Consider the following 25,574-nt stretch of genomic DNA (forward strand, 5'->3'; position numbering starts at 1 on the left):
GGGAATTCCTTGTAGGGTCAATCCGGATGGTGATGGGCAAGCGCGGCGATCAAGGCACTGGCGCTGGCGCCCTGGCACTCGATGATGAGTTGGCAGCCGCTGGCGCGAGCCAGTTCGGCCACACGGGCGCTGGGTACCAGCAGGGGATAACGGCGCACCGCGGGCCAATCCGCACCCGCACAGGCCTGCAGATGCGCGAAACCCTGCCCACTGCTGACCATGATGGCATTCAGGCGTTCCGCTGCCAGAGTCTCTAGGACCTGCCCTGCGGGGTACTCCGGGCATTGGCGGCGATAGAGTTCGAGCACCTCGACGCGGGCGCCGCGGGCGGTGAGGGTTTCGACCAGCAGATCACGGCCGCCCTCCCCGCGCAGGAGCAGCACCTCGGGTGCCGGGCGCTGCAGGGCTGCGGCCAGGGCCGGCAGGGCCAGCAGGCCTTCGCTGTCCTCGCGTTGGGGGTGGTGCACCAACAGCCCATAGTCTTCGAGCACGGCGGCGGTGGCCGCACCCACGGCGAACCAGGCCTGCAGCGGCGGTTGCGGCCAGTATCGATCGAGGGCGGCGAGGCCCAGACGGGCCGCCGGCTTGCTCACCACCAGCACGGCAGCATAGCGATCGAGATCGAGCCAGAGCGAGCGCTGTGCGGGCGTTTCCGCCAGCGGCTGCAAGTCCAGCAAGGGCAGGCTGGCAGTGGCGATACCCGCCTGGTCCAGAGCGGCGGCGAGCGGTGGATTCTCCTCCGCCGGCCGGGTCAGCAGTAGCCGCCAGCCGCTCATGATGCGCCGCTGGTCCCGTAGACGGCATCGAGGATGTCCTGGGCGCCCTGGGCGAGCAGGTCCTCGGCCACCGCCACGCCAAGGGTGGCGGGATCGTTCAGCGGGCCGCGGGCCTCGGCGCGCAGCAGCAGGCCGCCATCGGGCTGGCCGACCAGACCGCGCAGCCAGAGCAACTCGCCCTGCTGCACGGCATAGCAGGCGATGGGCACCTGGCAGCCGCCATTGAGACGGCGATTCAGGGCGCGCTCGGCAGCGACCCGGCGTTCGGTGTCGAAATGGTGCAGGGGTTCGAGCAGCGCATGGACCTCGGCATCGTCGGTCCGGCACTCGATGCCCACGGCGCCCTGGCCACCTGCCGGCAGGCTGTCCTCGACGGTGAGGCATTCACGGATGCGCGCGGCGAAGCCCAGGCGGATCAGCCCGGCGGCGGCCAGGATGATGGCGTCGTAGTGGTCGGCATCGAGCTTGGCCAGCCGGGTATTGACGTTGCCGCGCAGGAAGCGGATCTCGAGATCCGGGCGCAGGGCCAGCAACTGGGCCTGGCGTCTCAGGCTGGACGTCCCCACCACGCTGCCCCGGGGCAATTCGGCAAGACCGTCGTAGCGATTGGAGACGAAGGCGTCGCGCGGGTCTTCCCGCTCGCAGATGGCGTACAGGCCGAGGCCGGCGGGAAACTCCATGGGTACATCCTTCATGGAGTGCACGGCGATGTCGGCGCTGCCTTCGAGCAGGGCGTTTTCCAGTTCCTTGACGAACAGGCCCTTGCCACCGATCTTGGCCAGCGGCGCGTCGAGCAGCTTGTCTCCGCGACTGATCATCGGCAGCAGGCTTACCCGCAGACCCGGATGCGCCACTTCGAGGCGGTCTTTGACAAAGTTGGCTTGCCAGAGCGCCAGGGCACTCTGGCGCGTGGCGATACGAATTTCGCGGGGCATGGGCATTACCGGCACGTCAGGACGTCAGATTGCCGGCCATGATAGCAAATCGACCGGCGCCGCTTTCGCGCTGCGCGCCGGTCGTCGGCCCATGAACGTGTCAGATGCTGTGCATCAGGCGGCGCACACCGGCCACATGGCGGCGGCTGACGGTGAGGGCGTCGCCGTTCATGCCCTTGAGGAACAGCTGGAAGTGACCCAGGGGCGTCCGCTGCAACCGCTCGATGCGCTCGCGGGAAACCAGCGCATTGCGGTGGATGCGCACGAAGCGCTCGCCGAATTCGTCTTCCAGCGCCTTGAGCGGCTCGTCCAGCAGCACCTCGCCGCCGGAATGCCTGAGGGTCACGTACTTGTGATCGGCGATGAAGTAGACCACGTCGTCCAGCGGGATCAGCTCGATGCCCTTGCGGGTGCGAGCGCTGATGTGGCTACGCGGACCCGGGCCACCGCTGGCCGGCGGCTTGGTCAGGGCAGCCAGCTGCATCCGGTTGGGACGCTGGGCCTTGCTCAGCGCAGCGGCCAGGTCTTCCTGCCGCACCGGCTTGACCAGATAGCCCACGGCGCTGACCTGGAAGGCGTCGAGCGCATATTCGTCGTGGGCGGTCACGAAGATCACCGCAGGCGGCGATTCGCGCTCGCAGAGTCGTGCGGCCACCTGCAGGCCGTCCAGACCCGGCATGCGGATGTCGAGCAGGACGATATCGGGCTTGAGGTTTTCGACCAAAGCGAGGGCTTCCTCACCGTTGGTGGCTGTTGGCTCCAGGGCGGTATAACCGTCCAGTTGCCCCACCAGACGGGCCAGACGCTCGCGCGCCAAGGGTTCGTCATCGACGATCAGGACATTCATAAGCTCAGGCTTCCCGCATGAGTCGCTCGCATGGATAGCGAAGAGACGTTGTATGCCGCTGGTCGCGGCGTTCGATTTTGAGACTCGCAGCTGGTCCGAAAAGTGCCGTCAATCGCGCCTCGATATTGCTTAAAGCTTGACGGGTGCCCTTCGGTGGGCGTGGCTGCTGCTCCACCTCCGGGTCATAGGGATTGCTGATGACCAGTTCGAAGACCCCGTCCCGGTAGGTCGCGAAGATGGTCACCAGGCCACCTTCGATGCGCGGCGCGACACCATAGATCAGGGCGTTTTCCAGCAGCGGCTGCAGCGTCAGCTGGGGAATCGGCAGGTCCGCCGGCACCCCGTCCACGTCCCACTGCAGCTGCAGGCGATCGCCCAGGCGCAGGCGCTCGATTTCCAGATAGCGCCGCGACAGTTCCAGTTCCTCGGACCAGCGTACCCGACTGCCTGGCTGGGCCAGGCTGGCGCGAAACAGTGCCGACAGGTCCAGCACCGCGCGTTCGGCCTTGTCGGCGTCCAGGGCGACCAGGCTGGCGATGCTGTTCAGGCTGTTGAACAGGAAATGCGGGCGGATGCGCGCCTGCAGCGACTCGATGCGCGCCTGCAATTCGGCCTGCTGCTGGCGGCGCCACTGGCTCTGCAGCCAGAAGTAGCGCAGCAGCAGCATGGACATGATCAGGGCGATCAGCGCGTGTCTCATGTACAGCCGCACCTCGCCGACCCGCTGCAGCGGTCCGGCCAGTTGCAACCAGTCGGCCACCAGGGTGCAGAGCAGCGTCAGCGCCACCACGATGGCGCAGCAGAAGCCGCCCGCCACCACCGGTCGATGGCGTGCCAACCAGGGCCGCAGGCGACAGAGCAGCGCCGCCGACAGCAGCACGATCCACTGCACGAACAGCGACACCAGCGCCAGGCGGATCCAGTTGAACTGCAGGGTGAAGGGTTCTGCCAGCACCAGGACGAGCACCAGCAGCTCGGCCAGCACCACCAGCACGAGCAGGGCTTCCGGTTCGCAGAGCGCCGGGACGAAGAAGTCGTCGACCTTGACCGGTCGGGGAGTTTTGCGGCGTTCGAGTATCATGGAGGCAGTGTGGGTCAGATACCACTCGTCGGCAAGTCGGCTCCGTTGAATCGGGCCGGCGCCCGCCCAGGACTGCTATCATCGGCCCCTTCTCACCCTTACCGACAAGCCCAGCAGCAGGCCGATCCATGAGCAGCGAAAAAACCAACCAGTCCTGGGGCGGACGCTTCAGCGAACCCGTCGACGCCTTCGTCGCCCGCTTCACCGCCTCGGTGGACTTCGACAAGCGCCTCTACCGCCACGACATCCTCGGCAGCCAGGCCCATGCCCGCATGCTGACCCAGGCCGGCGTGCTCAGCGAAGCCGAGCGCGACGCCATCGTCGCCGGGCTGGAAGAGATCCGCGGCGAGATCGAAGCCGGCACCTTCGAGTGGCGCGTCGACCTGGAAGACGTGCACATGAACATCGAGGCGCGCCTGACCGAGCGCCTGGGCGTGGTCGGCAAGAAGCTGCACACCGGACGCAGCCGCAACGACCAGGTGGCCACCGACATCCGCCTGTGGCTGCGCGACGAGATCGACGCCATCCTCGTCGAGCTCAACCGCCTGCAGGCAGGCCTGCTGCAACTGGCCGAGGCCGAAGCCGACACCATCATGCCCGGCTTCACCCATCTGCAGACCGCGCAACCGGTGACCTTCGGCCACCACCTGCTGGCCTGGTTCGAGATGCTCTCCCGCGACCACGAGCGCCTGGTCGACTGCCGCAAGCGCGTCAACCGCATGCCCCTGGGCAGCGCCGCGCTGGCCGGCACCACCTACCCCATCCAGCGCCAGGTCACCTGCGAACTGCTGGGCTTCGAGGCCATCGGCGGCAATTCCCTGGACGGCGTCTCGGATCGCGACTTCGCCATCGAATTCTGCGCCGCGGCCTCCCTGGCGATGATGCACCTGTCGCGCTGCTCCGAAGAACTGGTGCTCTGGACCAGCGCCCAGTTCCAGTTCATCGACCTGCCCGACCGCTTCTGCACCGGCTCCTCGATCATGCCGCAAAAGAAGAATCCCGATGTCCCCGAACTGGTGCGCGGCAAGACCGGCCGGGTGTTCGGCGCCCTCACCGGCCTGCTGACCCTGATGAAGGGCCAGCCGCTGGCCTACAACAAGGACAACCAGGAAGACAAGGAACCGCTGTTCGACGCCGCCGATACCCTGCGCGATTCCCTGCGGGCCTTCGCCGACATGGTCCCGGCCATCAAGCCCAAGCGCGAGATCATGCGCGAGGCTGCCCGCCGCGGCTTCTCCACCGCCACCGACCTCGCCGACTACCTGGTGCGCAAGGGCCTGCCCTTCCGCGACTGCCACGAGATCGTCGGCCACGCGGTCAAGTACGGCGTGGACAGCGGCAAGGACCTGGCCGAGATGAGCCTGGACGAACTGCGGCGCTTCAGCGACCAGATCGAGCAGGACGTCTTCGCCGTCCTGACCCTGGAAGGCTCGGTCAATGCCCGCGACCACATCGGCGGCACCGCCCCGGCCCAGGTCCGCGCCGCCGTGCAACGCGGTCGCGCGCTGCTGGCCCAGCGCTGATCCGGCCACTGCGCTTCTCGCTCACACCTCCGCGGGCGAGCAAGCCGCCGGCCGAAGACCTCGCCCCTGCCGCTCATCGGCAGGGCGACCGGGCGCAAGGGCTCATTCCACCGCCGAGCAGGCGCCTGATCCGAAGACAAGGGCTCTAGGCCAGGGCTCTCTGCGCAAGGGGGCCGGAAAGCCGGTCAGGCGACGGCCGACCAGCCGTTGATAGGTTCGACGACTGGCGCTCAGGACTGCGACCCGGCAGCCGATACTGGAGACTTGACCAGCCGTTCGAGTCAAGTCTCATGCGCCTTTCAGCCTGTTCCATCCTGCTTTGCGGAATGTTCGCCGCGGCGTCCAGCCAGGCCGCCCTGCCGCCGCCGCTGCCACAGACGCTCACCTGGCATGTCCAGTTGAACGGCGTGCTGCAAAAGCCCGATCGCACCCTCTACGACATCGATCTCTACGACACCAGCAAGGCGGTGATCGCCAACCTGAAGGGCAACGGGAAGACGGTGATCTGCTATTTCAGCGCCGGCACCTGGGAAGACTGGCGGTCCGACGCCGCGCTCTATCCCAAGGCCGCTCTGGGCAAGGCGCTGGACGCCTGGCCGGGCGAACGCTGGCTGGACATCCGCCGTGCCGACGTCCGCGCCTTGCTGGCCAAGCGGCTGGACCTGGCGGTGCAGAAGGGCTGCCAGGGGGTGGACCCGGACAACGTCGACGCCTTCAGCAACCCCAACGGCCTCAAGCTGACCAGGGCCCAGCAACTGGACTTCCTCAACTGGCTGGCCGACGAGGCGCACAGGCGCAGTCTGCTGGTGGGCCTGAAGAACGCCGTGGACCTGGTGCCGAGCCTCTACGGCAAGTTCGACTTCGCCCTCAACGAGAGCTGCTACGACTACGCCGAGTGCAACGCCTACAGCTACTTCCGCACCCAGAAGAAGCCGGTGATGATCATCGACTACGGCCTCTACAGCACCAAGCGCTGCAGCCAGGCCAAGACCTCGGGCTACAACCTGCAGTTCTACCCGCTGTCGCTGGCGGCGCTGGGCACCGCCTGCAAGTAGCCGCGAGAGCCTATTCAAAGGCCTGGGCGGCCCCGCGAAAAGGCCTGAGGAAGCGGACCGGGCTCGCGCGAGTTTACGAGTGGTAAACGAGCATTGCGACGGGGCCGCCTAGGTAGGGCTGGCGACCCAGGGCCTTTTCAACGGAGTTTGGCCGACGCGCAGCAGACCTTGAGCAGGCTCTCAGTCGAGGCCGGCCTTTTTGTGCGATCTCTGCCCCAGCGCGATCCAGTCCAGATCGCCCTCGCCCTGGGCGACGGCCTCCAGCAGGTTGTCTCGCAGGACGCTGGCGAAGGGTAGCGGTACCGCCTTTTCCTGACCGGCCGCCAGGGCCAGGCCGACGTCCTTGAGTCCCAGGCTGAGCTTGAAGGCCGCCGGCGAGAACTTTCGCTCGGTCAGCAGGCGCCCGTAGTTCTGATACACCGGCGCGGCAAACAGGGTGCTGGTGAGAATCTCCAGCAGCGTTGCGGGCGCCACGCCATAGCTGCGCGCCAGGGCGGTACTCTCGCCCATGGTCTCGATGGCGCTGGCGATCATGAAGTTGCCGGCGATCTTGACCACGTTGGCCTGCCGCGGCTCCGCGCCCACCGGCCAGGTCTTGCGTCCCAGCACATCGAGCAGCGGCTGGACGCGCTGGATCGCTTCGGGATCGCCCGCCACCACGATGTTGAGCTGGCCACTGGCGGCCACGTCGGTGCGCCCGAACACCGGCGCCGCCACATAACCCACGCCCGCCTCGGCATGGCGCGCGACCAGTTCGTCGACCAGCGCCACCGACAGGGTGGCCATGCTGACGTGGATCAGTCCCGCCCGCGCCTGCTGCAGGGCGCCGCTGTCGAGGACTACCTCACGGGTAGCGGCGTCATTGGCCAGGATGCTGAAGACCACCGCCACATCGAAGGCCTCCGCCGGCGTCGCTGCCGCGCGGGCACCCTGCCCGACCAGGGCCTGGACCGGCTCCGGGGAGCGATTCCAGACCACCACCTCATGGCCCGCCTTGAGCAGATTGGCGGCCATGCCCTGGCCCATGCCACCCAGACCGATGAATCCGATACGCATAGACTTGCCTCCTCGCGGTGCGATGGATGCCGCCGGCTACAGCCAGCGGCGAAACTTGAACCAGGCATAGGGAATCAGCGCCGAGACCACCATGGCGCCCAGCGCCAGCGGATAGCCGAAATGCCAGTCCAGCTCCGGCATGACCTTGAAGTTCATGCCGTAGATGGTGCCCACCAGGGTCGGTGGCAGGAACAGCACCGAGGCGATGGTGAACACCTTGACGATGTTGTTCTGCTCCACGCTGATCAGGCCCAGGGTGGCGTCGAGCAGAAAGCCGATCTCGCCGTTCATCTTGGCCTGGTAATCGCTCAGCGAGCGGACGTCGCGTTCCAGCGTCTTGAGCCAGGTCTTGGCCGTCCCGGAGATCCAGGTGGCACCCGCCCGCCGCAGGTAGGAGACGATGCGGTTGATGCCCAGCAAACTCTCGCTGAGCTGGGCCAGCAGCTGGTTGCTGCGACCGAGCTGCTTGACGATGGATTGCAGGTCGGTCTTCGGCTGCTTGGCCTGTTGCGGATCCAGGGGTTCGCGAAACACCGCCTTGGCCAGGCGATTGAGATGCGCCTGTACCGATTCGAGGATGTCGGCCACGCGATCCACCAGGCTGTCCAGCAGCGAGGCGAAGATGACATCGCTGCGACAGTGCTGGCTCGCCTGCTGCTGGGCCTTGCCGAGAAAGGTCTTGAAGGCGGCCAGTTCGGCGTAGCGCACCGTCACCAGCCACTCGGGCGTCAGCACGAAATTGACCACCGAGGCCTGCGGCTGATGCTCGCTGAAGCCGCTGACCACGGTGGTGGTCAGGTGCAGGGCCTGGTCGGTCTGATAGAGTCGCGAGGATTCCTCGATCTCGGCGATTTCTTCCCGGGTGGGGATATCCATCGCCAGTGCCTGCTCCAGATAGCGCTCTTCCGCCTCACTGGGATCGAGCAGATCGACCCAGAGCAGATCCGCGGGCAGCGGGTCTCCCGGCGACAAGGGCTGCGCGACCAGCTCGTCGGCGGACAGGCGATAGCAGGTGATCATCGAGAAGACTCCAGGCCAGAATCAGGGGTCGCACTGTAACAAAAGGTATCCAGACATGATTGACCACGCCGATGACGAAGAATCCTTTGTCTCCTCCCATCTGATCGAAGCGGTGGAGAACCAGCTCGCCGCCGGCGAGCCGGACTATGTCCAGGCCGTACTCAACAAGCTGACCCTGGTCGGCTATGACCGCGAGGAAGCGGTGCTGCTGATGGCCCAGGCGCTGTCCTTTGAGATCGCAGCCATGCTCGACGCCGACCGCCCCTTCGACGGCGCCCACTACGAGCGCCTGCTACGGGCCCTGCCCGAGTTGCCGGAACCGGCGGACGACTAGGCCTCGGCCGGCTCCAGCGCCAGCAGCTCAACCTGCTGCTCCTTGCCGCCGGGCACCGGCCAGCTGAGGTGCTCGCCGGGCGTCGCCCCGAGCAGCGCGCTGCCGGCCGGCGCCAGCACCGAGACCCGCCCCTCGCCACCGGCGTCCTCCGGATAGACCAGTACCACCTGGTATTCCTTGCCGGTATCGGTCTCGCGGCAACGCACCCGCGAATTCATGGTGACTACCGCACCGATCTCCTCGGGCGCCACTACTCGCGCCTGGGCCAGTTCCTCGTCCAGGGCCTCGGCCACGGGCCCGAATTCGGGCAGGGCGTCGAGCAGCCTTTCGAGACGGGGCAGATCGACGGCGGAAACGGTGATGGGCGATGCATGGCGCATGGCGGACTCCTGGAGGACAAGACGACGCGGCCCCTGCCGCGAGCAGCGGCGGACCAACGAGATGACGGGCAACAGACACCCAGTGGGAAGCCGCGACACGGGCGGCAAAAGAAAACGGCGCTCGAAAGGCGCCGTTAGAGCCTGTTCAAAAGCTCGCGAGTTAGAGTCAAACAAGGCGAAGATGGCTGAGGAAGCGGAGTTTACAAAGAGTAAATGAGCATTCCGACCGGGCTGGCGATCCAGGACATTTTCAACGCCGTTTGGCCGACGCGCAGCAGCTTTTGAACAAGCTCTTAGGTCACGCTAGCACAGAGGTCGCGGCAGCGGTCAAGCCGCACCGACCGCAGGTCGTCATAGCCCAGGCAGGGCCACGCTCTCGCCGGTCTGCTCCAGGGTGACCCGTACCAGCAGCGCACCAAGGGTCTCGGACGAGGTGTCGCAGATCCAGTTCTGGCCATCCCAGTCGAAGTGATAGCCACCCGAGCGCGCCGCCACCCAGAGCTGCACCAGCGGGGGCTGACGGCTGAGGATGACCTGGCTGCCATTGTCGAACTTGATCGTCAGCACGCCACCGGCATTTTCCAGATCGAGGTCCAGCCCGCTGTCGTCATAGGCGTCTTCGACCTGGCGCTGGGTCTGGTCGACGAGGTGATGGAATTGCGCTTCGCTGAGCCGGCTCATGACGATCCTCGAAAGAAGGGAAAGAATCGCCGCACGGTAGCGGGCCGCCCAGATGGCGTCCAGTCGCGGCTGCTGCCGGCAGCTGCGCTTCAGCCATCCGGGCGTGTCAAAGAGTCGCTCAACCCCGTTATACTCCGGGCAATATTCGCCTGAATAAAGGTTTAGCGTCATGAAGCGCCTGTCTCTCCTCTTCATCGCCTGCGCCTGCCTGCTGGCCGGCTGCGGTCAGAAAGGCCCGCTGTACCTGCCCGACGACCAGAAAGCCGCCAAAGAACACCGCCACGACGTGTTCTAAGGAGCCACCATGGAAGTCTTCGCTGTCCGTGCAGGTGAACTGCATGCGGAAGGGGTAGCCCTGAGCGCCGTGGCGCAGCAGTTCGGCACCCCCGCCTACGTCTACTCGCGAGCGCACATCGAGGGCCAGTACCGCGCCTATACCGATGCGCTGGCCGGTCTGCCGCACCTGGTCTGCTTTGCCGTCAAGGCCAACTCCAACCTCGGCGTGCTCAACGTCCTGGCCCGCCTCGGCGCCGGCTTCGACATCGTCTCCCGCGGCGAGCTGGAGCGCGTCCTGGCCGCCGGTGGCGATCCGCACCGGGTGGTGTTCTCCGGGGTAGGCAAGGCCCGAGACGACATGCGCCGCGCCCTGGAAGTGGGCGTGCACTGCTTCAACGTCGAATCCACCGACGAGCTGGAACGGCTGCAACAGGTGGCTGCGGAGCTGGGTGTGGTCGCGCCGATCTCGTTGCGGGTCAATCCCGATGTCGACGCCGGTACCCACCCCTACATCTCCACCGGTCTCAAGGAAAACAAGTTCGGCATCGACATCGCCGACGCCGAGGCGGTCTATGCCCGCGCCGCCGAGCTGCCGAATCTGCAGATTCTCGGCGTGGACTGCCACATCGGCTCCCAGCTCACCACCCTGCCGCCCTTCCTCGATGCCCTCGACCGCCTGCTGGCGCTGATCGATCGCCTCGCCGAGCGCGGTATCGTCCTGCGCCATCTCGATCTCGGCGGCGGCCTGGGCGTGCGCTATCGCGACGAACAGCCGCCGCTGGCCGGCGACTACATCCAGGCCATCCGCGAACGCATCGCTGGGCGCCACCTGACCCTGGTGTTCGAACCCGGCCGCTTCATCGTCGCCAACGCCGGCATCCTGCTGACCCGCGTGGAATACCTCAAGCACACCGCCCACAAGGATTTCGCCATCGTCGACGCGGCGATGAACGACCTGATCCGTCCGGCGCTGTACCAGGCCTGGATGGCGGTGGAGCCGGTGACCGAGCGCCAGGGCGACGCCCGCCGCTACGACCTGGTCGGTCCCATCTGCGAGACCGGCGACTTCCTCGCCAAGGACCGCGAGCTGGTCCTGGCCGAAGGCGATCTGCTGGCCATCCGCTCCGCCGGGGCCTATGGCTTCACCATGAGTTCCAACTACAACACCCGTGGCCGTGCGGCCGAGGTGATGGTGGATGGCGACCAGGCGCACCTGGTCCGTCGGCGCGAGACGCTGGAAGAACTCTTCGCAGGCGAGAGCCGGCTGCCGGCCTGAGGGGAGTTCCATGCAACTGCGCTTCACCAAGATGCACGGTCTGGGCAACGATTTCATGGTCCTCGACCTGATCAGCCAGCACGCGCACATCCAGCCCAAGCACGTTCGCCTGTGGGGTGACCGCAAGACCGGTGTCGGCTTCGACCAGCTGCTGATCGTCGAGACCCCCAGCACCCCGGACGTGGACTTTCGCTATCGCATCTTCAACGCCGATGGCTCCGAGGTCGAACAGTGTGGCAACGGTGCCCGCTGCTTCGCCCGCTTCGTCTTCGACAAGCGCCTGACGGTCAAGAAGCAGATCCGCGTCGAAACCAAGGGCGGCATCATCGAGTTGCACCTCAAGGGCGACGGCCAGGTCCGCGTCGACATGGGCGCCCCACGCCTGCAGGCGGCCGAGATCCCCTTCATCGCCGAGGCCGAGACCCTGAGTCATGCCGTCCAGGTCGAGGGCGAGACGGTCGAGCTGGCGGTGGTCTCCATGGGCAATCCCCATGGCGTGCTGCGGGTCGCCGACGTCGACCAGGCCCCGGTGCTCATCCTCGGTCCCAAGCTGGAGTGCCATCCGCGCTTTCCGCAAAAGGCCAACATCGGCTTCCTGCAGATCATCGACGCCCAGCGCGCCCGCCTGCGAGTCTGGGAACGTGGCGTCGGCGAGACCCGCGCCTGCGGCACCGGCGCCTGCGCCGCCGCCGTGGCCGGGATCCGCCAGGGCTGGCTGAAATCGCCGGTCAGCATCGAATTGCCGGGCGGCCTGCTCAACATCGAGTGGGACGGCGTCGGTCAACCGGTGCTCATGACCGGTCCGGCCACCCGTGTCTATGAAGGCCAGGTAAGAGTATGAGCGACACCCCGGAACTGACCGCGGACCAGGTCGCCGACTGGCTGCTGGATCATCCGCACTTCTTCGCCGATCGCGAAGAGCTGCTGGCGGAGATGCGCGTCCCCCACCAGCGGGGCACCGCCATCTCCCTGGTCGAGCGGCAACTGGGTCTGCTGCGCGATCGCAATGGCGAGATGCGCCATCGCCTGGCCCATCTGATGGACGTGGCGCGGGACAACGACCGGCTGTTCGACAAGACCCGGCGGCTGATCATCGGCCTGCTCGACGCCAACAGCCTCGAAGAGGTGATAGGCACCGTCGAGGACAGCCTGCGCCATGAATTCAAGGTGCCCTACGTCGGCCTCATCCTGTTCCACGAGCATCCCCTGCCGGTCGGCCGCAGCGTCACGCCTGCCGAAGCACAAAAGGTGATCGGCGGCCTGCTGGGCGGCGAGAAGACCACCAGCGGTGTCCTGCGCGCCCACGAACTGGCCTTCCTGTTCGGCGACTCGGCCAAGGAAGAGGTCGGGTCCGCGGCCGTCGCCGCCCTCTCCCATCAGGGTCTGCATGGCGTTCTGGCGATCGGCAGCCCCGATCCCCAGCACTATCGCAGCAGCCTGGGCACGCTGTTCCTGAGCCACGTCGCGGAAGTCCTGGCGCGGGTACTGCCGCGCTTTCCCGTCCCCTTGCGTACGGTGCGCTGAGCCCGGGAGCGGAGCATGCAGGTCCAGCTCGATGCCTATCTCGACCACCTGCGGCTGGAGCGCCAGGTTTCGCCCCACACGCTCGACGGCTACCGGCGCGACCTGCGCAAGCTGCTGACCTTCGTCGAAACCGAAGGCCTGAGCGACTGGGGCGGCCTGGACGGTCGCCGTCTGCGCGCCCTGATCGCCCAGCTGCACCGGGCCGGCGCCTCCAGTCGCAGCCTGGCGCGGCTGCTGTCGGCCTGCCGCGGCTTCTATCTCTACCTGATCCGCGAAGGCCACTGCAGCCAGGATCCGGCCCATGGACTCACGCCCCCCAAGGCACAGAAGGCCCTGCCCAAGGTGCTCGACGTCGACCGCTCCATGCAGCTGCTCGATGGCGCCGTGGAGGACGACTTTCTCGGCCTGCGTGATCAGGCGCTGCTGGAGCTCTTCTACAGCTCCGGACTGCGCCTCTCCGAGCTGGTCGGGCTGGACCTCGCGGACGTGGATCTGGCCCAGGGCCTGGTCCAGGTGCGCGGCAAGGGCAACAAGGAGCGGGTGCTGCCCATCGGCAGCAAGGCCCGGGACGCCCTGGAGGCCTGGCTCAGGGTCCGGCTCCAGGCCGCACCGCGCGACGACGCCCTGTTCATCGGCCAGCGCGGTCTGCGCCTGACGCCCCGCGCGGTACAGCTGCGGGTGCGCGAGGCCGGCGTGCGCGAACTGGGCCAGCACCTGCATCCGCACATGCTCAGGCACAGCTTCGCCAGCCACATGCTCAGCGCCTCCGGCGATCTGCGCGCGGTCCAGGAGTTGCTCGGCCACGCCGACATCGCCACCACCCAGATCTACACCCACCTGGACTTCGGCCAGCTCGCCGAGGTCTATGACAAGGCGCACCCCCGCGCCAAGCGCAAGGCCAGCCGATGACGATTCGCCTCGTGACCTTCGACCTCGACGACACCCTCTGGGAAATCGCGCCGGTCATCCATTCCGCCGAAGCCCTGCTGCGTGACTGGTTCGCCGCCTCCGCGCCGCGGCTGGGCAGCGTTCCGGTCGAGCACCTCTGGGCGATCCGCGATCACCTGCTGCAGCAGGACGCCGGTCTCAAGCACCGGGTCAGCGAGATGCGCCGCCGGGTCATCCATCAGGCGCTGCTCGATGCCGGCTATGTCGAGCCCGAGGCTGCCCAGCTGGCCGAAGCAGGCTTCGCGGTCTACCTGGCCGCTCGCCAGCAGGTCACCCTGTTCGACGACGTCCACCCCACCCTGGAGCGCCTCGCCGATCGCTATACCCTGGGGGTGCTGACCAACGGTAATGCGGATGTGCAGACCATCGGCCTGGCCGACTACTTCCGCTTTGCCCTGAATGCCGAGCAGCTGGGCGTCGGCAAACCCGACCCCATGCCTTTCCGCGAGGCCCTGCGTCTCACCGGCATCGCTGCCGACGCCACCGTGCATGTGGGCGACAACCCCGTGGACGATGTCGCCGGCGCCCAGCGCGCCGGTATCCGCGCCGTCTGGTTCAACCCCTTGCAGACCCCCTGGCAGGGTCCTGGCAAGCCGGATGCGGAGATCCGCAGCCTGAGCGAGCTTCCCGCCCTGCTGGAAGGCTGGTCAGGCAGGCCGTGAAGTCAGTAATACCCAATGTCGAAAGGCTGATTTCTCGTGCTCGCCGGTCGTCTACTAGGGCCCCGGGTTCTGTTAACCAATCGCCAAAATATTCGTCACACTTATCGACCTCGACAGCAGAAGCTTTGCGACCCCCTTCACCAAAAGCCGCGCGGCTGGACGATTTTTTGCCAAGCACACCTCATTTGGCTGGCGATTCCTCGATAACAACAGCGCCGATAGCCGTCTCGCTGGCCGGATTTCCCCTCCGGACCTCGCGTTGACAGTGCTAACCCTTTTGACAATCATTGCGACAAGTTCGAAGTAGCGCTGGGATTGCGCGCTGAACCAGCCGCCGTTCAGGTCAGGGAAGACAGCATTACCTCCCCCCTCCTCTGCGTCTCGCCGATGGCTTCTCAAGTTCCTGCTCAAACATTGTCAGGTCTTGATATCGGTAAATAACCCTCTGTTCATCCCGTCCAGGTGCAAACCCGTGCGGTAGCCATGTCCCGATTGGACCGGTTACCACCCACGTCACGGCAAACCTGTGCGGTAGCCATGCCCGGTGCTGGACAGAAGGGGACGATCACCGTGCCAGCAAGCACCTGCAGGACTACAGGGATGTCACCCGAGCGGGACTTAATTCTTTTCCCCCAGGCAACTTCAACCGTGCCCGTACCAGGCCGAAAAGTGGCTCAGCCAGACCAACTTCGGCCTGCCTCCGTCACCAGCAGCCTGGCCCGGATGAGTGTGGAAAGTGCTTGGCAGACAGGCTCGAGCAAGTTCGCTTACTTCTGCTGCCGACACCTGCGGATTAATTATTGGCAAGAGTTAAAACAGGTACTGACCGACATTCATCAGACGGTCATTAAGTCAATAAAGATTAAAACGATCCGCTGCATTTTTTGCTGACTGCCGGGCACTGTGAAAGCCAGTTTCAATCACGTTAATTGCGCCTCGAAGGCGCACAGAGAGGAAGCCCCGATGGCAAGGAATGATCTATCGGAATCGACATTAGGATGTCTAATTGGCGGCGCCGGTCCGGCAGGCCTGGGATTCCTGTTCAATGCCATCAAGCGCGGTGCCCTGGAGCAACTCGCCCAGGCCGGCACCATCATCGTCGACGCCGGGACCGAACTCGGCGCCGGCAAGCTGGGTGACTATCAGATCATCGCCAACTCGGTGAGCGACGTCTTTCTGGACTGCCTGCGCGATCCGCTGCTGGCGCCCATCCTGGCCCCGCTGCAAGCGTCCCCGACCTTTCGCCACCTCAAGCTGAATGCCCAGGAAGCACCGGCGCTGCCCATCGTCGGCCAGCTCTTCCAGCAGGCCGCCGGCCTGGTCCTGCCCTGGCTCGAACGCCAGTACGGCATCCCCACCTGGCGCCAGACCCGCATCATCGAAGTGACCTGCGAAGGCTCGAGCTATGTCGTCTGGCTGGAACAGGCCGGCGCCATCCGCCGCGTCCGTACCTCCAGCCTGGTGCTGAACCTGGGCGGCAAGCAGACCCGCCACAGCTTCGAAGAAAGCATCCAGGCCATGGGCCTGCAGCTGCCCCAGAGCGCCTCGATCGACAGCTCCGACAATCTGCTGCGCCTGCAACCCGAAGCCCTGCGCCAGCGCTATCGGGCCCGCCTCAAGGATGGCGGTCCGATCTGCGTGGTCGGTGGCTCTCACAGCGCCTTCTCCGCCCTCGACAACCTGGCCAGCGCCCTGCACCACGATGGTCTGCGCGAACTGACCCTGGTCCATCGCTCACCGATCCGGCTGTTCTACGAGACCGCCGCCGAAGCCCTGGCCGCCGGCTACGCCTTCGACCCGCTGCAGGACATCTGCCCCATCTCCAAGCGGGTCAACCGCTCCGGCGGACTGCGCTACCGCGCCCACGAGATCGGCCGCCAGGTCCTTGTCGGTCAGGGCATCGGCGGTACCCCGGTCAAGGTCAAGACGCTGCAACTGGATGGCAGCGCCGAACAACTGGCCAGCGCCCAGACGCTGTTCGACAGCGCCGCCCTGCTGGTGCAGGGCATGGGTTACCAGCCCATCGTGCCCGAGCTGCGCTGCCAGGACGGCCGTCCGCTGACCCTGCGCACCCTGCGCGGCGGTCTGGACTCCGATGCCGCCGGCAGCCCACTGGACCAGCACGGCCAGCGCCTCAAGGGCCTGCACCTGTTCGGCCTGGGCTCGGGACTGGCAGTGGATCCTCGCCTGGGGAGCGAGGCGTCCTTTTCCGGACGCATCTACGGGGTCTGGCAGTTCCACAACGATGCCAGTCGCGAGGCCCTGGAGTCGGTTCTGGAACGTCTGGACAAGCCCGGCGCCGCCTTCCGGCAACCGGCCAGTCCGGTCGCCGAACACGCTTGACCGAACCGACACGTATCAAGGACTCGATAAGCAGGTACCGGATCATGATCAATGTGACCAAGCCCTACCTTGGCGATAAGGAACGCTTCAAGGCGTATATCGACAAGATCTACGCCAACAACTGGATCACCAACCAGGGCCCTCTGCACGCTCAGCTCGAAGAGCGCCTGCGCGACTACCTGGGCGTCAGAAACATCATCCTGGTCAACAACGGTACCCTGGCCCTGCAGGTCGCCTATCGCGCCCTGGGCCTGACCGGCAGCGCCATCACCACGCCGTTCAGCTTCGTCGCCACCACCAGCACCCTGCACTGGGAAGGGATCCGGCCGGTGTTCGCCGACATCCATCCGGAAACCTGGAACCTGGATCCGGCCAACGTCGAAGCCGCCATCGAGCACGACACCTCGGCCATCGTCGCCACCCACGTGTTCGGCAATCCCTGCGATGTCCGCGGCCTGCAGCAGGTCGCCAACCGCCACGGCCTGAAGGTCGTCTACGACGGCGCCCATGCCTTCGGCACCCTGTTCGAAGGCCGCTCGGTACTGCAGTGGGGCGACATCACCACCGTCAGCTTCCACGCCACCAAGCTGTTCCACACCATCGAAGGCGGCGCGATCATCACCGAGGACGACGAACTCGCCGAGCGCGTCCGCCGCATGATCAACTTCGGCATCGTCGATGCCGAACGCATCGAAGGCGTGGGCATCAACGCCAAGCTCAACGAGGTTTCCGCGGCCATGGGGCTGTGCATCCTCGACGAACTGGAAGACATCCTGGCCCGCCGCGCCGTCATCGGTCAGCACTATGAGAGACGCCTGCAGGGCGCATTCGACCTGCAGCGTCCCACCTACGGCACCCAGCTGAACTACAGCTACTTCCCGGTGGCCCTGCGTGACGAGCCGAGTCTGCTCGACACCAAGAAGGCCCTGAACGCCGTCGGCATCAACCCGCGCCGCTACTTCTATCCGTCGCTGGAAACCCTGGATTACCTGCAGCCCCAGGCGATCAAGCCGGTCTCGCGCAAGCTGAGTCACCGCATCCTCTGCGTGCCGCTCTATCCGGACCTGCCGCAGGCGACCCAGGACCTGCTGATCGACACCCTGCTCCTGGCGCAGCAGAAAAAGACCAGCATGGAATCCCTGCGGGCACTCATCACCCCGGCACAGCTGCTGCCGAGCTGGGATTTTCCCGGCGACTCCTCTCCTGCTCTAACTTGACCCTGGCCCGCTATCTCCCATGACCAGTCCCGCGAAAGTGTCGGTGTTGCGCAACACCCTGATCAACTATGCCGGCCAAGCCTATGCGCTGCTGATCGGCATCTTGATCCAGCCGATGTATCTCGGTCATCTGGGTGCCGAAACCTATGGTCTGATCGGCTTCTTCGCCGTGCTGCAGACCTGGCTGCAACTCCTCGACGTCGGCATCTCCGCGTCCCTGGTGCGCGATGTCGCCCATGGCCGTGGCCAGACCGGTGCCGGGCGCACCCGTGGTCAGCTGCTGCGCTCGCTGGAATTCATCTTCATTCCCCTGGCGACCCTGGCGTTCGTCGCCATCGAGCTGAATGCGGACTGGATGGCGGGTCACTGGCTCAACGTCCAGGGCCTGCCCACCGAGACCGTGGCCCATTGCATCGGCCTGATGGGGCTGATGATCGCCTTCCGCCTGCTGTCGACGCTGTACAAGAGCGGCGTCCAGGGGGTCGAGCTGCACGGCTGGCTGAACCTGGTCAATGTGCTGATCGCCACCGTCCGCTACTTCGGCGGCCTGATCCTGGTGATGTGGATTTCCCAGGAGCCGCTGGACTTCTTTGTGTTCCAGGCCTTCGTCGCCGTGTTCGAGATGCTGGTCTATGCGCTCAAGGCCTATCGCCTGCTGCCCAACCCCACCTGGTGGAGCGGCTTCGACTGGCAGCGGGTGAAGCCCATCGTGCCCTTCGCCCTGAGCATGTCCTTTACCTCGATCCTGTGGATCGCCCTGACCCAGCTCGACAAGCTGGTGCTGTCCAAGGCGCTGCCCCTGGCCGAGTACGGCTACTTCAGCCTGGTGGCGCTGATCTCCACCGGCATCGTCACCCTGACCAATCCGCTGGTACAGGCCCTGCTGCCGCGCATGACGGTCCTGGTGTCCCAGGACAAACCGCTCGAACTGGAACGGCTCTATCGCAACGCGGCGCGCTTCGCCTTCGCCATCCTGCTGCCGCTGGCGGCCATGGTGGCCTTCCATGGCGAGGCGCTGGTCTTCGCCTGGACCGGCGACAAGGTCTCCGCGCACTGGAGCGAGCCGATCCTGTTCTGGTACGCCCTGGGCGCGGCGCTGCTCGCCCTGAGCCAGTTCCAGTTCTATCTGCAGTACGCCTACGGCAAGTTGCGCCTGCACGTCTGGTACAGCCTGGTATCCGCGGCCATCTCGGTGCCCATCGTGATCCTGGTGGTCCTGCACTACGGCGCCTATGGCGCAGCGCTGGCCTGGTTCTTCATGCGCCTGATCCCCTTCGTGATCTGGCCGATGATCGTCCACGGCCGCTTCGCGCCGAATCTGCAGCGCTACTGGAACCAGGACCTGCTGGTGGCCGTGGTGGTGACCGCCATCGGCGTGGGCCTGAGCAAGCTGCTGTACCAAGAGATTCAACCGCAGGAGCGGTTCGCCATCCTGGCCACCCTCGCCCTGGGCGGTGGCCTGACCCTGGTGCTGATGGCGCTGAGCTACGTGCTCTGTTCTCCGAAACAGACCCGCTCGCGCCTGTTTTCCCAACTCTACAAAGCAGGTATCTGACATGGACGCTCGGACCGAAGCAGAGATCATGAAGAACTGGCCGACGGATTGCAGTCGGCCGGTCGCCAGCATCGTCTGCCTGACCTTCAACCATCGCGAGTACATCGGCCAGGCCATCGACGGCTTCCTGCGCCAGCAGACCGATTTTCCTTTCGAGATCATCGTCAACGACGACGCCTCGACCGATGGCACCCGGGAAATTCTCAAGGACTACGAGCGCCGCTATCCCCGGCTGATCCGCCTGATCCTGCAAAAGGAAAACCAGTACAGCCAGGGCAAGCCCTATGGCATGCCGGTGTTCCAGCACGCCCGCGGCGACTACATCGCCTACTGCGAAGGCGACGACTACTGGAACGATCCGCGCAAGCTGCAGCTGCAGGTGGACTTTCTGGAGAACAACCGGGACTACGCCCTGACCTTCCACGCTTCCTATGCCTTCAACAGCAAGGGGATCGTCAATCCGCAGCGTTTCGGTGGCCAGGATCACTACGACCGCAGCGAAACCGACCTGAAGAAGGCGTTGCCGCTGTCCACCCTGACCGCCTGCTTCCGCAATGTCCTGCGGGAACTGCCGCCGGAGCTGGAAACCGCTGCGCTCATGGACATCGTCTGGTGGTCGCTGCTCGGAGCCCACGGCAAGGGCAAGTTCATGGACGAGATCCGCCCCGCCGCCTACCGCGTGCACGAGGGCGGGATCTTTTCCATGCGTGCCAGCCAGAAGCGCCTGCAGATGGATCTCCACACCCAGTACTGCCTGGCCAACTACTACTACCGGCTGGGCGAGCGCGACCTGCATGTCTTCTTCCTGCGCCAGGTCCTGAGTCTTTCGCTGTCTTCGATTCCACCGACGCAGAAGGTCAAGGCGCTTCTGCGGGCGGTCAGCAACATCACCCTCAACATCGGCCGACGCTTCGCCCCCAAACGCGTCACCTACTGAACTTACACAGAGCAGTTTTCCGGCTGCCAGGTATCCAGCTAAAAGGAAGGGACCCCAATGACCGTCATGCAGCGCTCTTCGTTCGAACAACACGAAGAACAACATCTGGATCTCAAGACGATGGCCCTCACGCTTCTTGACCACAAGAAGCTGATCGCGGGCATCACCGCGGGCTTTCTGGCCGTGGGCATCACCTACGCCGTGCTGTCCACCCCGCAGTACGTCGCCGGGGCGATGATCCAGATCGAACCCAAGAAGAATGCGCTCACGGCGGTCGCCGAGACCGTGGTGCGACCCAATTCGGCCTCGCCGGCCGTGGCCGAGATCGAGCTGCTGAAGTCGCGCGCGGTGCTGACCAAGACCGTGGAGAATCTGCGCCTGGACATCGAGGCCAAGCCGCGCTTCTTCCCGCTGATCGGCCACTACCTGTGGCGCCACTACGAAGCCGAGAAGCCAGGTCAGCTGGCGGACAGCTGGCCGCAACTGCGCGGCTTCGCCTGGGGCGGCGAGCAGATCGACGTCTTCCAGTTCGACGTCCCGGACGACATGTACGGCGAGACCCTGACGGTGGTCGCCGGCAGCAACGGTCGCTATCGCCTGCTGGACAAGGACAAGCAGCCCCTGCTCGACGGCCAGGTCGGCCAGATGGCCACCGGTAACGGCTATCGCATGCAGATCAAGACCCTGACCGCGCGCCCCGGTACCGAATTCAAGGTGACCCGCAATCGCGTCATCACCACCGCGCAGCTCTATCAGAATCGCATCAAGACCAGCGAAGCCGGCAAGGAGTCGGGGATCATCTACCTGTCCCTGGCGGACGAGAATCCCGACCTGGCCAAGAGCGTCCTGTCCGAGATCAGCCGCCTGTACGTCATGCAGAACGTCGAGCGCAGCTCGGCGGAAGCCGCCCAGCGCCTGGACTTCCTGCGCGGCCAGCTGCCGGCGGTGCGCAAGGACCTGGAAAGCGCCGAAGCGGCCCTGAACAGCTATCAGACCAACAGCCGCTCCGTGGACATCAGCCTGGAAACCAAGGCCGTCCTGGACAAGATCGTCACCCTCGACACCAACATCTCCCAGCTCAAGCTCAAGCAGGCCGAATACGATCGCCTCTATACCCGCGATCACCCCAGCTACAAGACCCTGCTGAACCAGCTCGCCCAGCTGGAAGTGGAAAAACGCAGTCTGCAGCGCAAGGTGGAAGCCCTGCCCAGCACCCAGCAGGAACTGCTGCGCCTGAACCGCGACATGAAGGTCACCAACCAGACCTATCAGCTGCTGCTCAACCAGGCCCAGGAACAGGACATCATCCGCGCCGGCACCATCGGCAACGTGCGTCTGGTCGACAACGCCGACGTCAACCTCGACGAGCCGGCCACCAATCGCAAGATCGCGCTGATCCTGTCGCTGCTGCTGGGTCTGGTCACCTCCGTGGTGGTGGTGTTCGTCCGCCAGGCCTTCCAGAAGGGCATCGAGAATCCCGACACCGTCGAGCAGATCGGCCTGCCGGTCTATTCCACCCTGCCCTTCACCAAGGATCAGGAGCGCCTGAACCGTCGCCTGAAGAAGAAGACCCGTACCGGCGAACCCAACCTGCTGAGCGTGGTGCAACCGGCCAACCTGGCGGTGGAATCCCTGCGCAGCCTGAGATCCAGCCTGCACTTCGCCATGCTGGAAGCCAAGAACCGGGTGATCATGATTTCCAGCCCGACCCCGGGCGTCGGCAAATCCTTCGTTTCCAGCAACCTCGCCACCGTGGTCGCCCAATCGGGTCAGCGCGTGCTGCTGATCGACGCCGACATGCGCAAGGGCTATCTGCACCGCGTGTTCGGCCTGCAACCGCAAGCCGGCCTGTCCGAGCTGCTGACCGGTCGCAGCAAGCTGCGTGAAACCATCGTGCCGAGCGGTATCGCCCAACTGGACATCATCAGCTGTGGCCAGGCCGCGCCGAATCCCTCGGAGCTGCTGATGCACGCCAACTTCTCCCGTCTGCTGGACGAAGTGGGCAGCCTCTACGACCTGGTGATCATCGATACCCCGCCGATCCTGGCGGTAACCGATGCCGCCCTGGTGGGTCGCCTCGCCGGCACCACGCTGCTGGTCACCCGTTTCGGTCAGAGCACCCTCAAGGCGGTGGAGAACTCCCGTCGTCGCTTCGCCCAGAACGGCATCACCATCAAGGGCGCCATCCTCAACGGCGTGCAGCGCAAGGCCTCGACGTCCATGGAAGACGATGGCGTCTACGGCTACTACGAATACGGCCCCCGTACCTGATACGCCGCTCCGCCGCGCCTGACTGCCCCTAGAGAAGGAACTCGCCCATGACGCTCGCCCATCCCGCCGGTCACTGGTATCTGGTGCAGACCAAGCCCAACCAGGAAGTCCGCGCCGAAGAAAACCTGAGCAGACAGGGTTACGTCTGCTTCCGGCCCCAGCGCGAGCGCAAGGCCACCGGCAGAAGTCGCGCGAGCGGCAGCGAGTCGCTGTTCCCGGGGTACCTGTTCATTCAGCTCAACGACGTGAACGACAACTGGTACCCCATCCGCTCGACGCGCGGCGTCAATCGGATCGTCAGTTTCGGCACCCAGCCGACGGCCGTGAGCGAAGGCATCATCGACGACATCCGCCAGCGCCTCGCCGCGCTGGCGGAGCCTGCACCCAGCCATCAGCCCGGTGAGACCGTGCGGGTCCAGTACAGCCAGGAGCTGGAAATGGACGCCGTGTTCCTGAGTGCCGATGGCAACGAACGGGCCATCATCCTGCTGCGCATCCTGCAACGCGAACAACGGGTCAGCGTCGCTCTTGATCAACTGTCGGCAGTCGCCACCGTCAACCAGCGGCTGCGCGCCTGACCAAGAACTGTAAGGCCCTTTGGAGGAATCTGTTCATGCAATGCAAGACCACGGTCGTTACCGTCACCTACGGCAATCGCCTCGGCTATCTGGAGCAGCTGGTCACCCGCGCCCTGGCCGAACGCACCATTCACCAGGTCGTCGTGGTGAGCAATGCGGCGACGGTGTCGCTGGATAGCCTCGAGACCCGCTGGCCCGGTCAGGTCAAGGTGATCGCCCTGAGCGAGAACACCGGTTCCGCCAACGGTTACGCCGTGGCCCTGGAAGCGGCCCTGGCCACCGATACCACCCATATCTGGATGATGGACGACGACAACGCACCCCTGGGCGATGCCCTCGACGTGCTGCACCGTCGCCTCGACGAACTCGGCGCCGTCCACGGTCGCGACAAGGTCGCCGTGCTCGGCTACCGGCCGACCCAGCAGGCCGACATCGCCCAGTGCATCCCGACGCGGATGATCACCCAGCCGCGTTCGAGCTACTTCGGCTTTCACGTGGCCCGCATCCCCTACAAGATCTGGCGCCGCCTGCCCTGGGGCCGTCCGCGCGGTGGCCAGCCGGAAGCCCTGGTCGAGCTGCCCTTCGCCCCCTATGGCGGCATGCTCGCCCACCGCAGCCTCTATGAGCGCATCGGCCTGCCCCTGCGCGAGCTGGTGCTCTACTCCGACGACACCGAGTACACCTACCGCATCACCCAGGCCGGCGGAAAGCTGTTCATGGTCACCGAGGCGGAGCTCGAAGAACTGGAGCACTCCTGGAACATCAAGGAAGGCACCAGCAACGTCTACCAGAACTACCTGCAGGCCGGCTCGGACTTCCGTGCCTACTACGCCGCGCGCAACCAGGCCTGGTTCGACAAGAACGTCTGGGCCAGCTCGCGGCCGATGTACAGCCTCAACCGCTACGTCTTCCACACCCTGCTCAAGCTGTTCGCCCGTGACGACAAGAGCCGTCAGCGCCTGGCGCTGATCCGGCAGGCGGTCCAGGACGGCGAAACCGGCGCGCTGGGGATAAACCGCAGCTATCCGCTATGAAACTGCTCTTTCTCAACAGCTTCTATCCGCCCCATGTGGGCGGTGGCGCGGAGCTCATCCTGCAACGCAGCGTGGAAGGCTTCCAGCAGCGCGGTCACGACGTGGCCGTGCTGGTGACCGGTCCCGAGCAGGGTGTGCGGCAGGAGACGGTGAACGACGTTCGCGTCTATCGCGCCGGGCTGAAGAATTTCTACTGGCCCCTGACCCAGCAGCGCCCCGGTCCGCTGGCGCGCTTCGGCTGGCACTTTCGCGACCAGTACAACAGCGCGATGCGAGCGCCCCTGCGCCAGGTGCTGCAACAGGAAAAGCCGGACCTGGTGGTGTGCCACAACCTGTCCGGCTGGTCGGTCGCGGCCTGGGACGAGATCCGCGCCAGCGGCGTTCCCATCGTGCAGGTGCTGCACGACATGTACCTGCTGTGCCCGAAGAACACCCTGTTCAAGAAGGGCCAGAGCTGCCAGAAACTCTGTGGCAGCTGCGCGGCCCTGCGCCGGCCCCACGCCGAGCAGTCCGCCAAGGTGGATGCCGTCGTCGGCGTCAGTCGCTACCTGCTGGATACCATCGTCAACAAGGGCTACTTCGGCGGCGTTCCACGCCAGGTGATCCATAACGCCAGCCTGATCGCCGGCAGCAATGCCGAGACCGCGACCCCTAGTCCGGACGGCGTCGTCCGCTTCGGCTACATGGGCACCCTGTCGGAGAACAAGGGCGTGGGCTGGCTGATCGAGCAGTTCCAGCGGCTGTCGCTCAACGCGACCCTGACCATCGCCGGCAAGGGCCAGCTGGATTACGAAACCCAGCTCAAGGCAATGGCCGATCCGCAAAAGGTCAGCTTCGTCGGCTATCAGAAGCCCGAGGCCTTCTATCGGAGCATCGACGTCTTCGTCGCGCCGTCGCTGTGGGCCGAGCCCTTCGGCATGGTCGCCGTCGAGGCCTGCGCCTTCCGCAAACCGGTCATCGCCAGCCGCATGGGCGGCCTGCCGGAGATCGTCCGCGATGGGGTCAACGGCCTGCTCTGCAATCCCGACGACCGCGACTCCCTGGGCCGCGCCCTGCAGTGCCTGCATGACGATGCCGAGCTGCGCCAGCGGCTGAGTTTGCTGAGTCGCACCGCGGTGGCCGATCTGCTGAGCATGGACACCATGCTTGACCAGTACCTGACGCTCTTCGAGGACGTCCTGGGCAAGGCGCAACACGGCTCCACCAAGCCGCTTCACGTACCTCACACACAGCTTTCCAACTGATCCACCCCAGGTCACGGCAAC

At 65.5% G+C, this 25,574-nt stretch carries 25 protein-coding genes; 17 read left to right on the forward strand and 8 right to left on the reverse strand.

The genetic code is table 11. The annotated features are described in order from the left end of the window. Positions 1-17: 17 nt before the first annotated feature. The 4 genes from QE393_RS18470 to QE393_RS18485 form a co-directional block, all read right to left on the reverse strand. Entirely contained in the window at positions 18-776 is a 759-nt protein-coding gene (locus QE393_RS18470; RefSeq protein ID WP_273806874.1) for a uroporphyrinogen-III synthase, read from the reverse strand. Continuing rightward, positions 773-1,711, reverse strand: coding sequence for a hydroxymethylbilane synthase (gene hemC, locus QE393_RS18475; protein ID WP_310044972.1), 939 nt, complete (start codon positions 1,709-1,711; stop codon positions 773-775). Before hemC ends, QE393_RS18470 begins: the two co-directional genes overlap by 4 nt. A gap of 100 nt (positions 1,712-1,811) precedes the next feature. After that, complete coding sequence (locus QE393_RS18480) at positions 1,812-2,558, reverse strand: LytTR family DNA-binding domain-containing protein (RefSeq protein WP_007161369.1); 747 nt, start codon at positions 2,556-2,558, stop codon at positions 1,812-1,814. 4 nt (positions 2,559-2,562) lie between these two features. After that, complete coding sequence (locus QE393_RS18485) at positions 2,563-3,639, reverse strand: sensor histidine kinase (protein ID WP_133860446.1); 1,077 nt, start codon at positions 3,637-3,639, stop codon at positions 2,563-2,565. A 128-nt stretch (positions 3,640-3,767) separates the two neighbouring features. Between QE393_RS18485 and argH the strand changes: the two genes are divergently transcribed. Together argH and QE393_RS18495 are read left to right on the forward strand one after the other, a co-directional pair. Further along, the gene (gene argH, locus QE393_RS18490) at positions 3,768-5,162 is read left to right on the forward strand and encodes an argininosuccinate lyase (RefSeq protein ID WP_310044974.1); all 1,395 of its coding nucleotides are present in this window, start codon (positions 3,768-3,770) and stop codon (positions 5,160-5,162) included. Between the two features lie 290 nt (positions 5,163-5,452). Continuing rightward, entirely contained in the window at positions 5,453-6,217 is a 765-nt protein-coding gene (locus QE393_RS18495) for an endo alpha-1,4 polygalactosaminidase (RefSeq protein WP_310044975.1), read from the forward strand. Positions 6,218-6,397: 180 nt separating this feature from the next. On the opposite strand, the gene QE393_RS18500 is transcribed toward QE393_RS18495, so the two are convergent. Next, positions 6,398-7,273 (reverse strand): NAD(P)-dependent oxidoreductase, encoded by an 876-nt coding sequence (locus tag QE393_RS18500; RefSeq protein ID WP_273806879.1) that lies wholly within the window; start codon positions 7,271-7,273, stop codon positions 6,398-6,400. A gap of 36 nt (positions 7,274-7,309) precedes the next feature. After that, complete coding sequence (locus QE393_RS18505; protein ID WP_310044976.1) at positions 7,310-8,293, reverse strand: magnesium transporter CorA family protein; 984 nt, start codon at positions 8,291-8,293, stop codon at positions 7,310-7,312. Between the two features lie 55 nt (positions 8,294-8,348). On the opposite strand from QE393_RS18505, the gene QE393_RS18510 reads away from it, so the two are divergent. After that, positions 8,349-8,627 (forward strand): hypothetical protein, encoded by a 279-nt coding sequence (locus QE393_RS18510; RefSeq protein WP_273806881.1) that lies wholly within the window; start codon positions 8,349-8,351, stop codon positions 8,625-8,627. Here QE393_RS18510 and rnk read toward each other — a convergent pair. Beyond that, complete coding sequence (gene rnk, locus QE393_RS18515; protein WP_007161376.1) at positions 8,624-9,007, reverse strand: nucleoside diphosphate kinase regulator; 384 nt, start codon at positions 9,005-9,007, stop codon at positions 8,624-8,626. The two genes, QE393_RS18510 and rnk, sit on opposite strands and share 4 nt — an antisense overlap. A 351-nt stretch (positions 9,008-9,358) precedes the next feature. Beyond that, entirely contained in the window at positions 9,359-9,688 is a 330-nt protein-coding gene (cyaY, locus tag QE393_RS18520; RefSeq protein ID WP_027598165.1) for an iron donor protein CyaY, read from the reverse strand. Between the two features lie 169 nt (positions 9,689-9,857). Here cyaY and QE393_RS18525 point away from each other — a divergent pair, with 169 nt between their 5' ends. From QE393_RS18525 to QE393_RS18590, 14 genes are all read left to right on the forward strand, one after another. Continuing rightward, a complete protein-coding gene (locus QE393_RS18525) occupies positions 9,858-9,983 on the forward strand; it encodes an LPS translocon maturation chaperone LptM (protein WP_007161378.1) in 126 nt (41 codons plus the stop codon). A gap of 9 nt (positions 9,984-9,992) precedes the next feature. Beyond that, the gene (lysA, locus tag QE393_RS18530) at positions 9,993-11,240 is read left to right on the forward strand and encodes a diaminopimelate decarboxylase (protein ID WP_310044979.1); all 1,248 of its coding nucleotides are present in this window, start codon (positions 9,993-9,995) and stop codon (positions 11,238-11,240) included. Positions 11,241-11,250: 10 nt separating this feature from the next. Beyond that, positions 11,251-12,081, forward strand: a complete 831-nt coding sequence (gene dapF / locus QE393_RS18535; RefSeq protein ID WP_273806886.1) for a diaminopimelate epimerase — start codon at positions 11,251-11,253, stop codon at positions 12,079-12,081. Further along, positions 12,078-12,764: a DUF484 family protein gene (locus tag QE393_RS18540; protein ID WP_017639383.1), complete on the forward strand. Its 687-nt coding sequence runs from the start codon at positions 12,078-12,080 to the stop codon at positions 12,762-12,764. The genes dapF and QE393_RS18540 overlap by 4 nt, the downstream gene beginning before the upstream one ends. 15 nt (positions 12,765-12,779) lie before the next feature. Continuing rightward, complete coding sequence (gene xerC, locus QE393_RS18545; protein WP_273806887.1) at positions 12,780-13,673, forward strand: tyrosine recombinase XerC; 894 nt, start codon at positions 12,780-12,782, stop codon at positions 13,671-13,673. Then, positions 13,670-14,374 carry an HAD family hydrolase gene (locus QE393_RS18550; RefSeq protein WP_273806888.1) on the forward strand — a complete coding sequence of 235 codons (705 nt, stop codon included), beginning with the start codon at positions 13,670-13,672 and terminating at the stop codon, positions 14,372-14,374. The genes xerC and QE393_RS18550 overlap by 4 nt, the downstream gene beginning before the upstream one ends. A gap of 963 nt (positions 14,375-15,337) precedes the next feature. Beyond that, the gene (locus QE393_RS18555; protein WP_273806889.1) at positions 15,338-16,717 is read left to right on the forward strand and encodes a pyridine nucleotide-disulfide oxidoreductase; all 1,380 of its coding nucleotides are present in this window, start codon (positions 15,338-15,340) and stop codon (positions 16,715-16,717) included. A 44-nt stretch (positions 16,718-16,761) separates the two neighbouring features. Then, positions 16,762-17,934: a DegT/DnrJ/EryC1/StrS aminotransferase family protein gene (locus tag QE393_RS18560; RefSeq protein WP_133860436.1), complete on the forward strand. Its 1,173-nt coding sequence runs from the start codon at positions 16,762-16,764 to the stop codon at positions 17,932-17,934. 19 nt (positions 17,935-17,953) lie between these two features. Further along, a complete protein-coding gene (locus tag QE393_RS18565) occupies positions 17,954-19,489 on the forward strand; it encodes a lipopolysaccharide biosynthesis protein (RefSeq protein WP_273806890.1) in 1,536 nt (511 codons plus the stop codon). A gap of 1 nt (position 19,490) precedes the next feature. Next, the gene (locus QE393_RS18570) at positions 19,491-20,426 is read left to right on the forward strand and encodes a glycosyltransferase (protein ID WP_273806891.1); all 936 of its coding nucleotides are present in this window, start codon (positions 19,491-19,493) and stop codon (positions 20,424-20,426) included. Positions 20,427-20,483: 57 nt separating this feature from the next. Then, complete coding sequence (locus QE393_RS18575) at positions 20,484-22,697, forward strand: polysaccharide biosynthesis tyrosine autokinase (protein WP_273806892.1); 2,214 nt, start codon at positions 20,484-20,486, stop codon at positions 22,695-22,697. A gap of 47 nt (positions 22,698-22,744) precedes the next feature. Then, positions 22,745-23,275, forward strand: a complete 531-nt coding sequence (rfaH, locus tag QE393_RS18580; protein ID WP_273806893.1) for a transcription/translation regulatory transformer protein RfaH — start codon at positions 22,745-22,747, stop codon at positions 23,273-23,275. A gap of 35 nt (positions 23,276-23,310) precedes the next feature. After that, the gene (locus QE393_RS18585) at positions 23,311-24,309 is read left to right on the forward strand and encodes a glycosyltransferase (protein WP_183631823.1); all 999 of its coding nucleotides are present in this window, start codon (positions 23,311-23,313) and stop codon (positions 24,307-24,309) included. Continuing rightward, entirely contained in the window at positions 24,306-25,553 is a 1,248-nt protein-coding gene (locus QE393_RS18590; protein ID WP_273806894.1) for a glycosyltransferase family 4 protein, read from the forward strand. The genes QE393_RS18585 and QE393_RS18590 overlap by 4 nt, the downstream gene beginning before the upstream one ends. Positions 25,554-25,574: the final 21 nt, after the last annotated feature.

The organism is Pseudomonas sp. SORGH_AS_0211 (assembly GCF_031453455.1).
Taxonomy (GTDB): Bacteria; Pseudomonadota; Gammaproteobacteria; order Pseudomonadales; family Pseudomonadaceae; genus Chryseomonas; species Chryseomonas aestiva.

What these genes read in the sequence shown, in the direction of transcription:
- QE393_RS18470 (WP_273806874.1), bottom strand. Translation starts at nt 776, where the DNA reads ATGAGCGGCTGGCGGCTACTGCTGACCCGGCCGGCGGAGGAGAATCCA.
- hemC (WP_310044972.1), bottom strand. Translation starts at nt 1,711, where the DNA reads ATGCCCCGCGAAATTCGTATCGCCACGCGCCAGAGTGCCCTGGCGCTC.
- QE393_RS18480 (WP_007161369.1), bottom strand. Translation starts at nt 2,558, where the DNA reads ATGAATGTCCTGATCGTCGATGACGAACCCTTGGCGCGCGAGCGTCTG.
- QE393_RS18485 (WP_133860446.1), bottom strand. Translation starts at nt 3,639, where the DNA reads ATGATACTCGAACGCCGCAAAACTCCCCGACCGGTCAAGGTCGACGAC.
- argH (WP_310044974.1), top strand. Translation starts at nt 3,768, where the DNA reads ATGAGCAGCGAAAAAACCAACCAGTCCTGGGGCGGACGCTTCAGCGAA.
- QE393_RS18495 (WP_310044975.1), top strand. Translation starts at nt 5,453, where the DNA reads ATGCGCCTTTCAGCCTGTTCCATCCTGCTTTGCGGAATGTTCGCCGCG.
- QE393_RS18500 (WP_273806879.1), bottom strand. Translation starts at nt 7,273, where the DNA reads ATGCGTATCGGATTCATCGGTCTGGGTGGCATGGGCCAGGGCATGGCC.
- QE393_RS18505 (WP_310044976.1), bottom strand. Translation starts at nt 8,293, where the DNA reads ATGATCACCTGCTATCGCCTGTCCGCCGACGAGCTGGTCGCGCAGCCC.
- QE393_RS18510 (WP_273806881.1), top strand. Translation starts at nt 8,349, where the DNA reads ATGATTGACCACGCCGATGACGAAGAATCCTTTGTCTCCTCCCATCTG.
- rnk (WP_007161376.1), bottom strand. Translation starts at nt 9,007, where the DNA reads ATGCGCCATGCATCGCCCATCACCGTTTCCGCCGTCGATCTGCCCCGT.
- cyaY (WP_027598165.1), bottom strand. Translation starts at nt 9,688, where the DNA reads ATGAGCCGGCTCAGCGAAGCGCAATTCCATCACCTCGTCGACCAGACC.
- QE393_RS18525 (WP_007161378.1), top strand. Translation starts at nt 9,858, where the DNA reads ATGAAGCGCCTGTCTCTCCTCTTCATCGCCTGCGCCTGCCTGCTGGCC.
- lysA (WP_310044979.1), top strand. Translation starts at nt 9,993, where the DNA reads ATGGAAGTCTTCGCTGTCCGTGCAGGTGAACTGCATGCGGAAGGGGTA.
- dapF (WP_273806886.1), top strand. Translation starts at nt 11,251, where the DNA reads ATGCAACTGCGCTTCACCAAGATGCACGGTCTGGGCAACGATTTCATG.
- QE393_RS18540 (WP_017639383.1), top strand. Translation starts at nt 12,078, where the DNA reads ATGAGCGACACCCCGGAACTGACCGCGGACCAGGTCGCCGACTGGCTG.
- xerC (WP_273806887.1), top strand. Translation starts at nt 12,780, where the DNA reads ATGCAGGTCCAGCTCGATGCCTATCTCGACCACCTGCGGCTGGAGCGC.
- QE393_RS18550 (WP_273806888.1), top strand. Translation starts at nt 13,670, where the DNA reads ATGACGATTCGCCTCGTGACCTTCGACCTCGACGACACCCTCTGGGAA.
- QE393_RS18555 (WP_273806889.1), top strand. Translation starts at nt 15,338, where the DNA reads ATGGCAAGGAATGATCTATCGGAATCGACATTAGGATGTCTAATTGGC.
- QE393_RS18560 (WP_133860436.1), top strand. Translation starts at nt 16,762, where the DNA reads ATGATCAATGTGACCAAGCCCTACCTTGGCGATAAGGAACGCTTCAAG.
- QE393_RS18565 (WP_273806890.1), top strand. Translation starts at nt 17,954, where the DNA reads ATGACCAGTCCCGCGAAAGTGTCGGTGTTGCGCAACACCCTGATCAAC.
- QE393_RS18570 (WP_273806891.1), top strand. Translation starts at nt 19,491, where the DNA reads ATGGACGCTCGGACCGAAGCAGAGATCATGAAGAACTGGCCGACGGAT.
- QE393_RS18575 (WP_273806892.1), top strand. Translation starts at nt 20,484, where the DNA reads ATGACCGTCATGCAGCGCTCTTCGTTCGAACAACACGAAGAACAACAT.
- rfaH (WP_273806893.1), top strand. Translation starts at nt 22,745, where the DNA reads ATGACGCTCGCCCATCCCGCCGGTCACTGGTATCTGGTGCAGACCAAG.
- QE393_RS18585 (WP_183631823.1), top strand. Translation starts at nt 23,311, where the DNA reads ATGCAATGCAAGACCACGGTCGTTACCGTCACCTACGGCAATCGCCTC.
- QE393_RS18590 (WP_273806894.1), top strand. Translation starts at nt 24,306, where the DNA reads ATGAAACTGCTCTTTCTCAACAGCTTCTATCCGCCCCATGTGGGCGGT.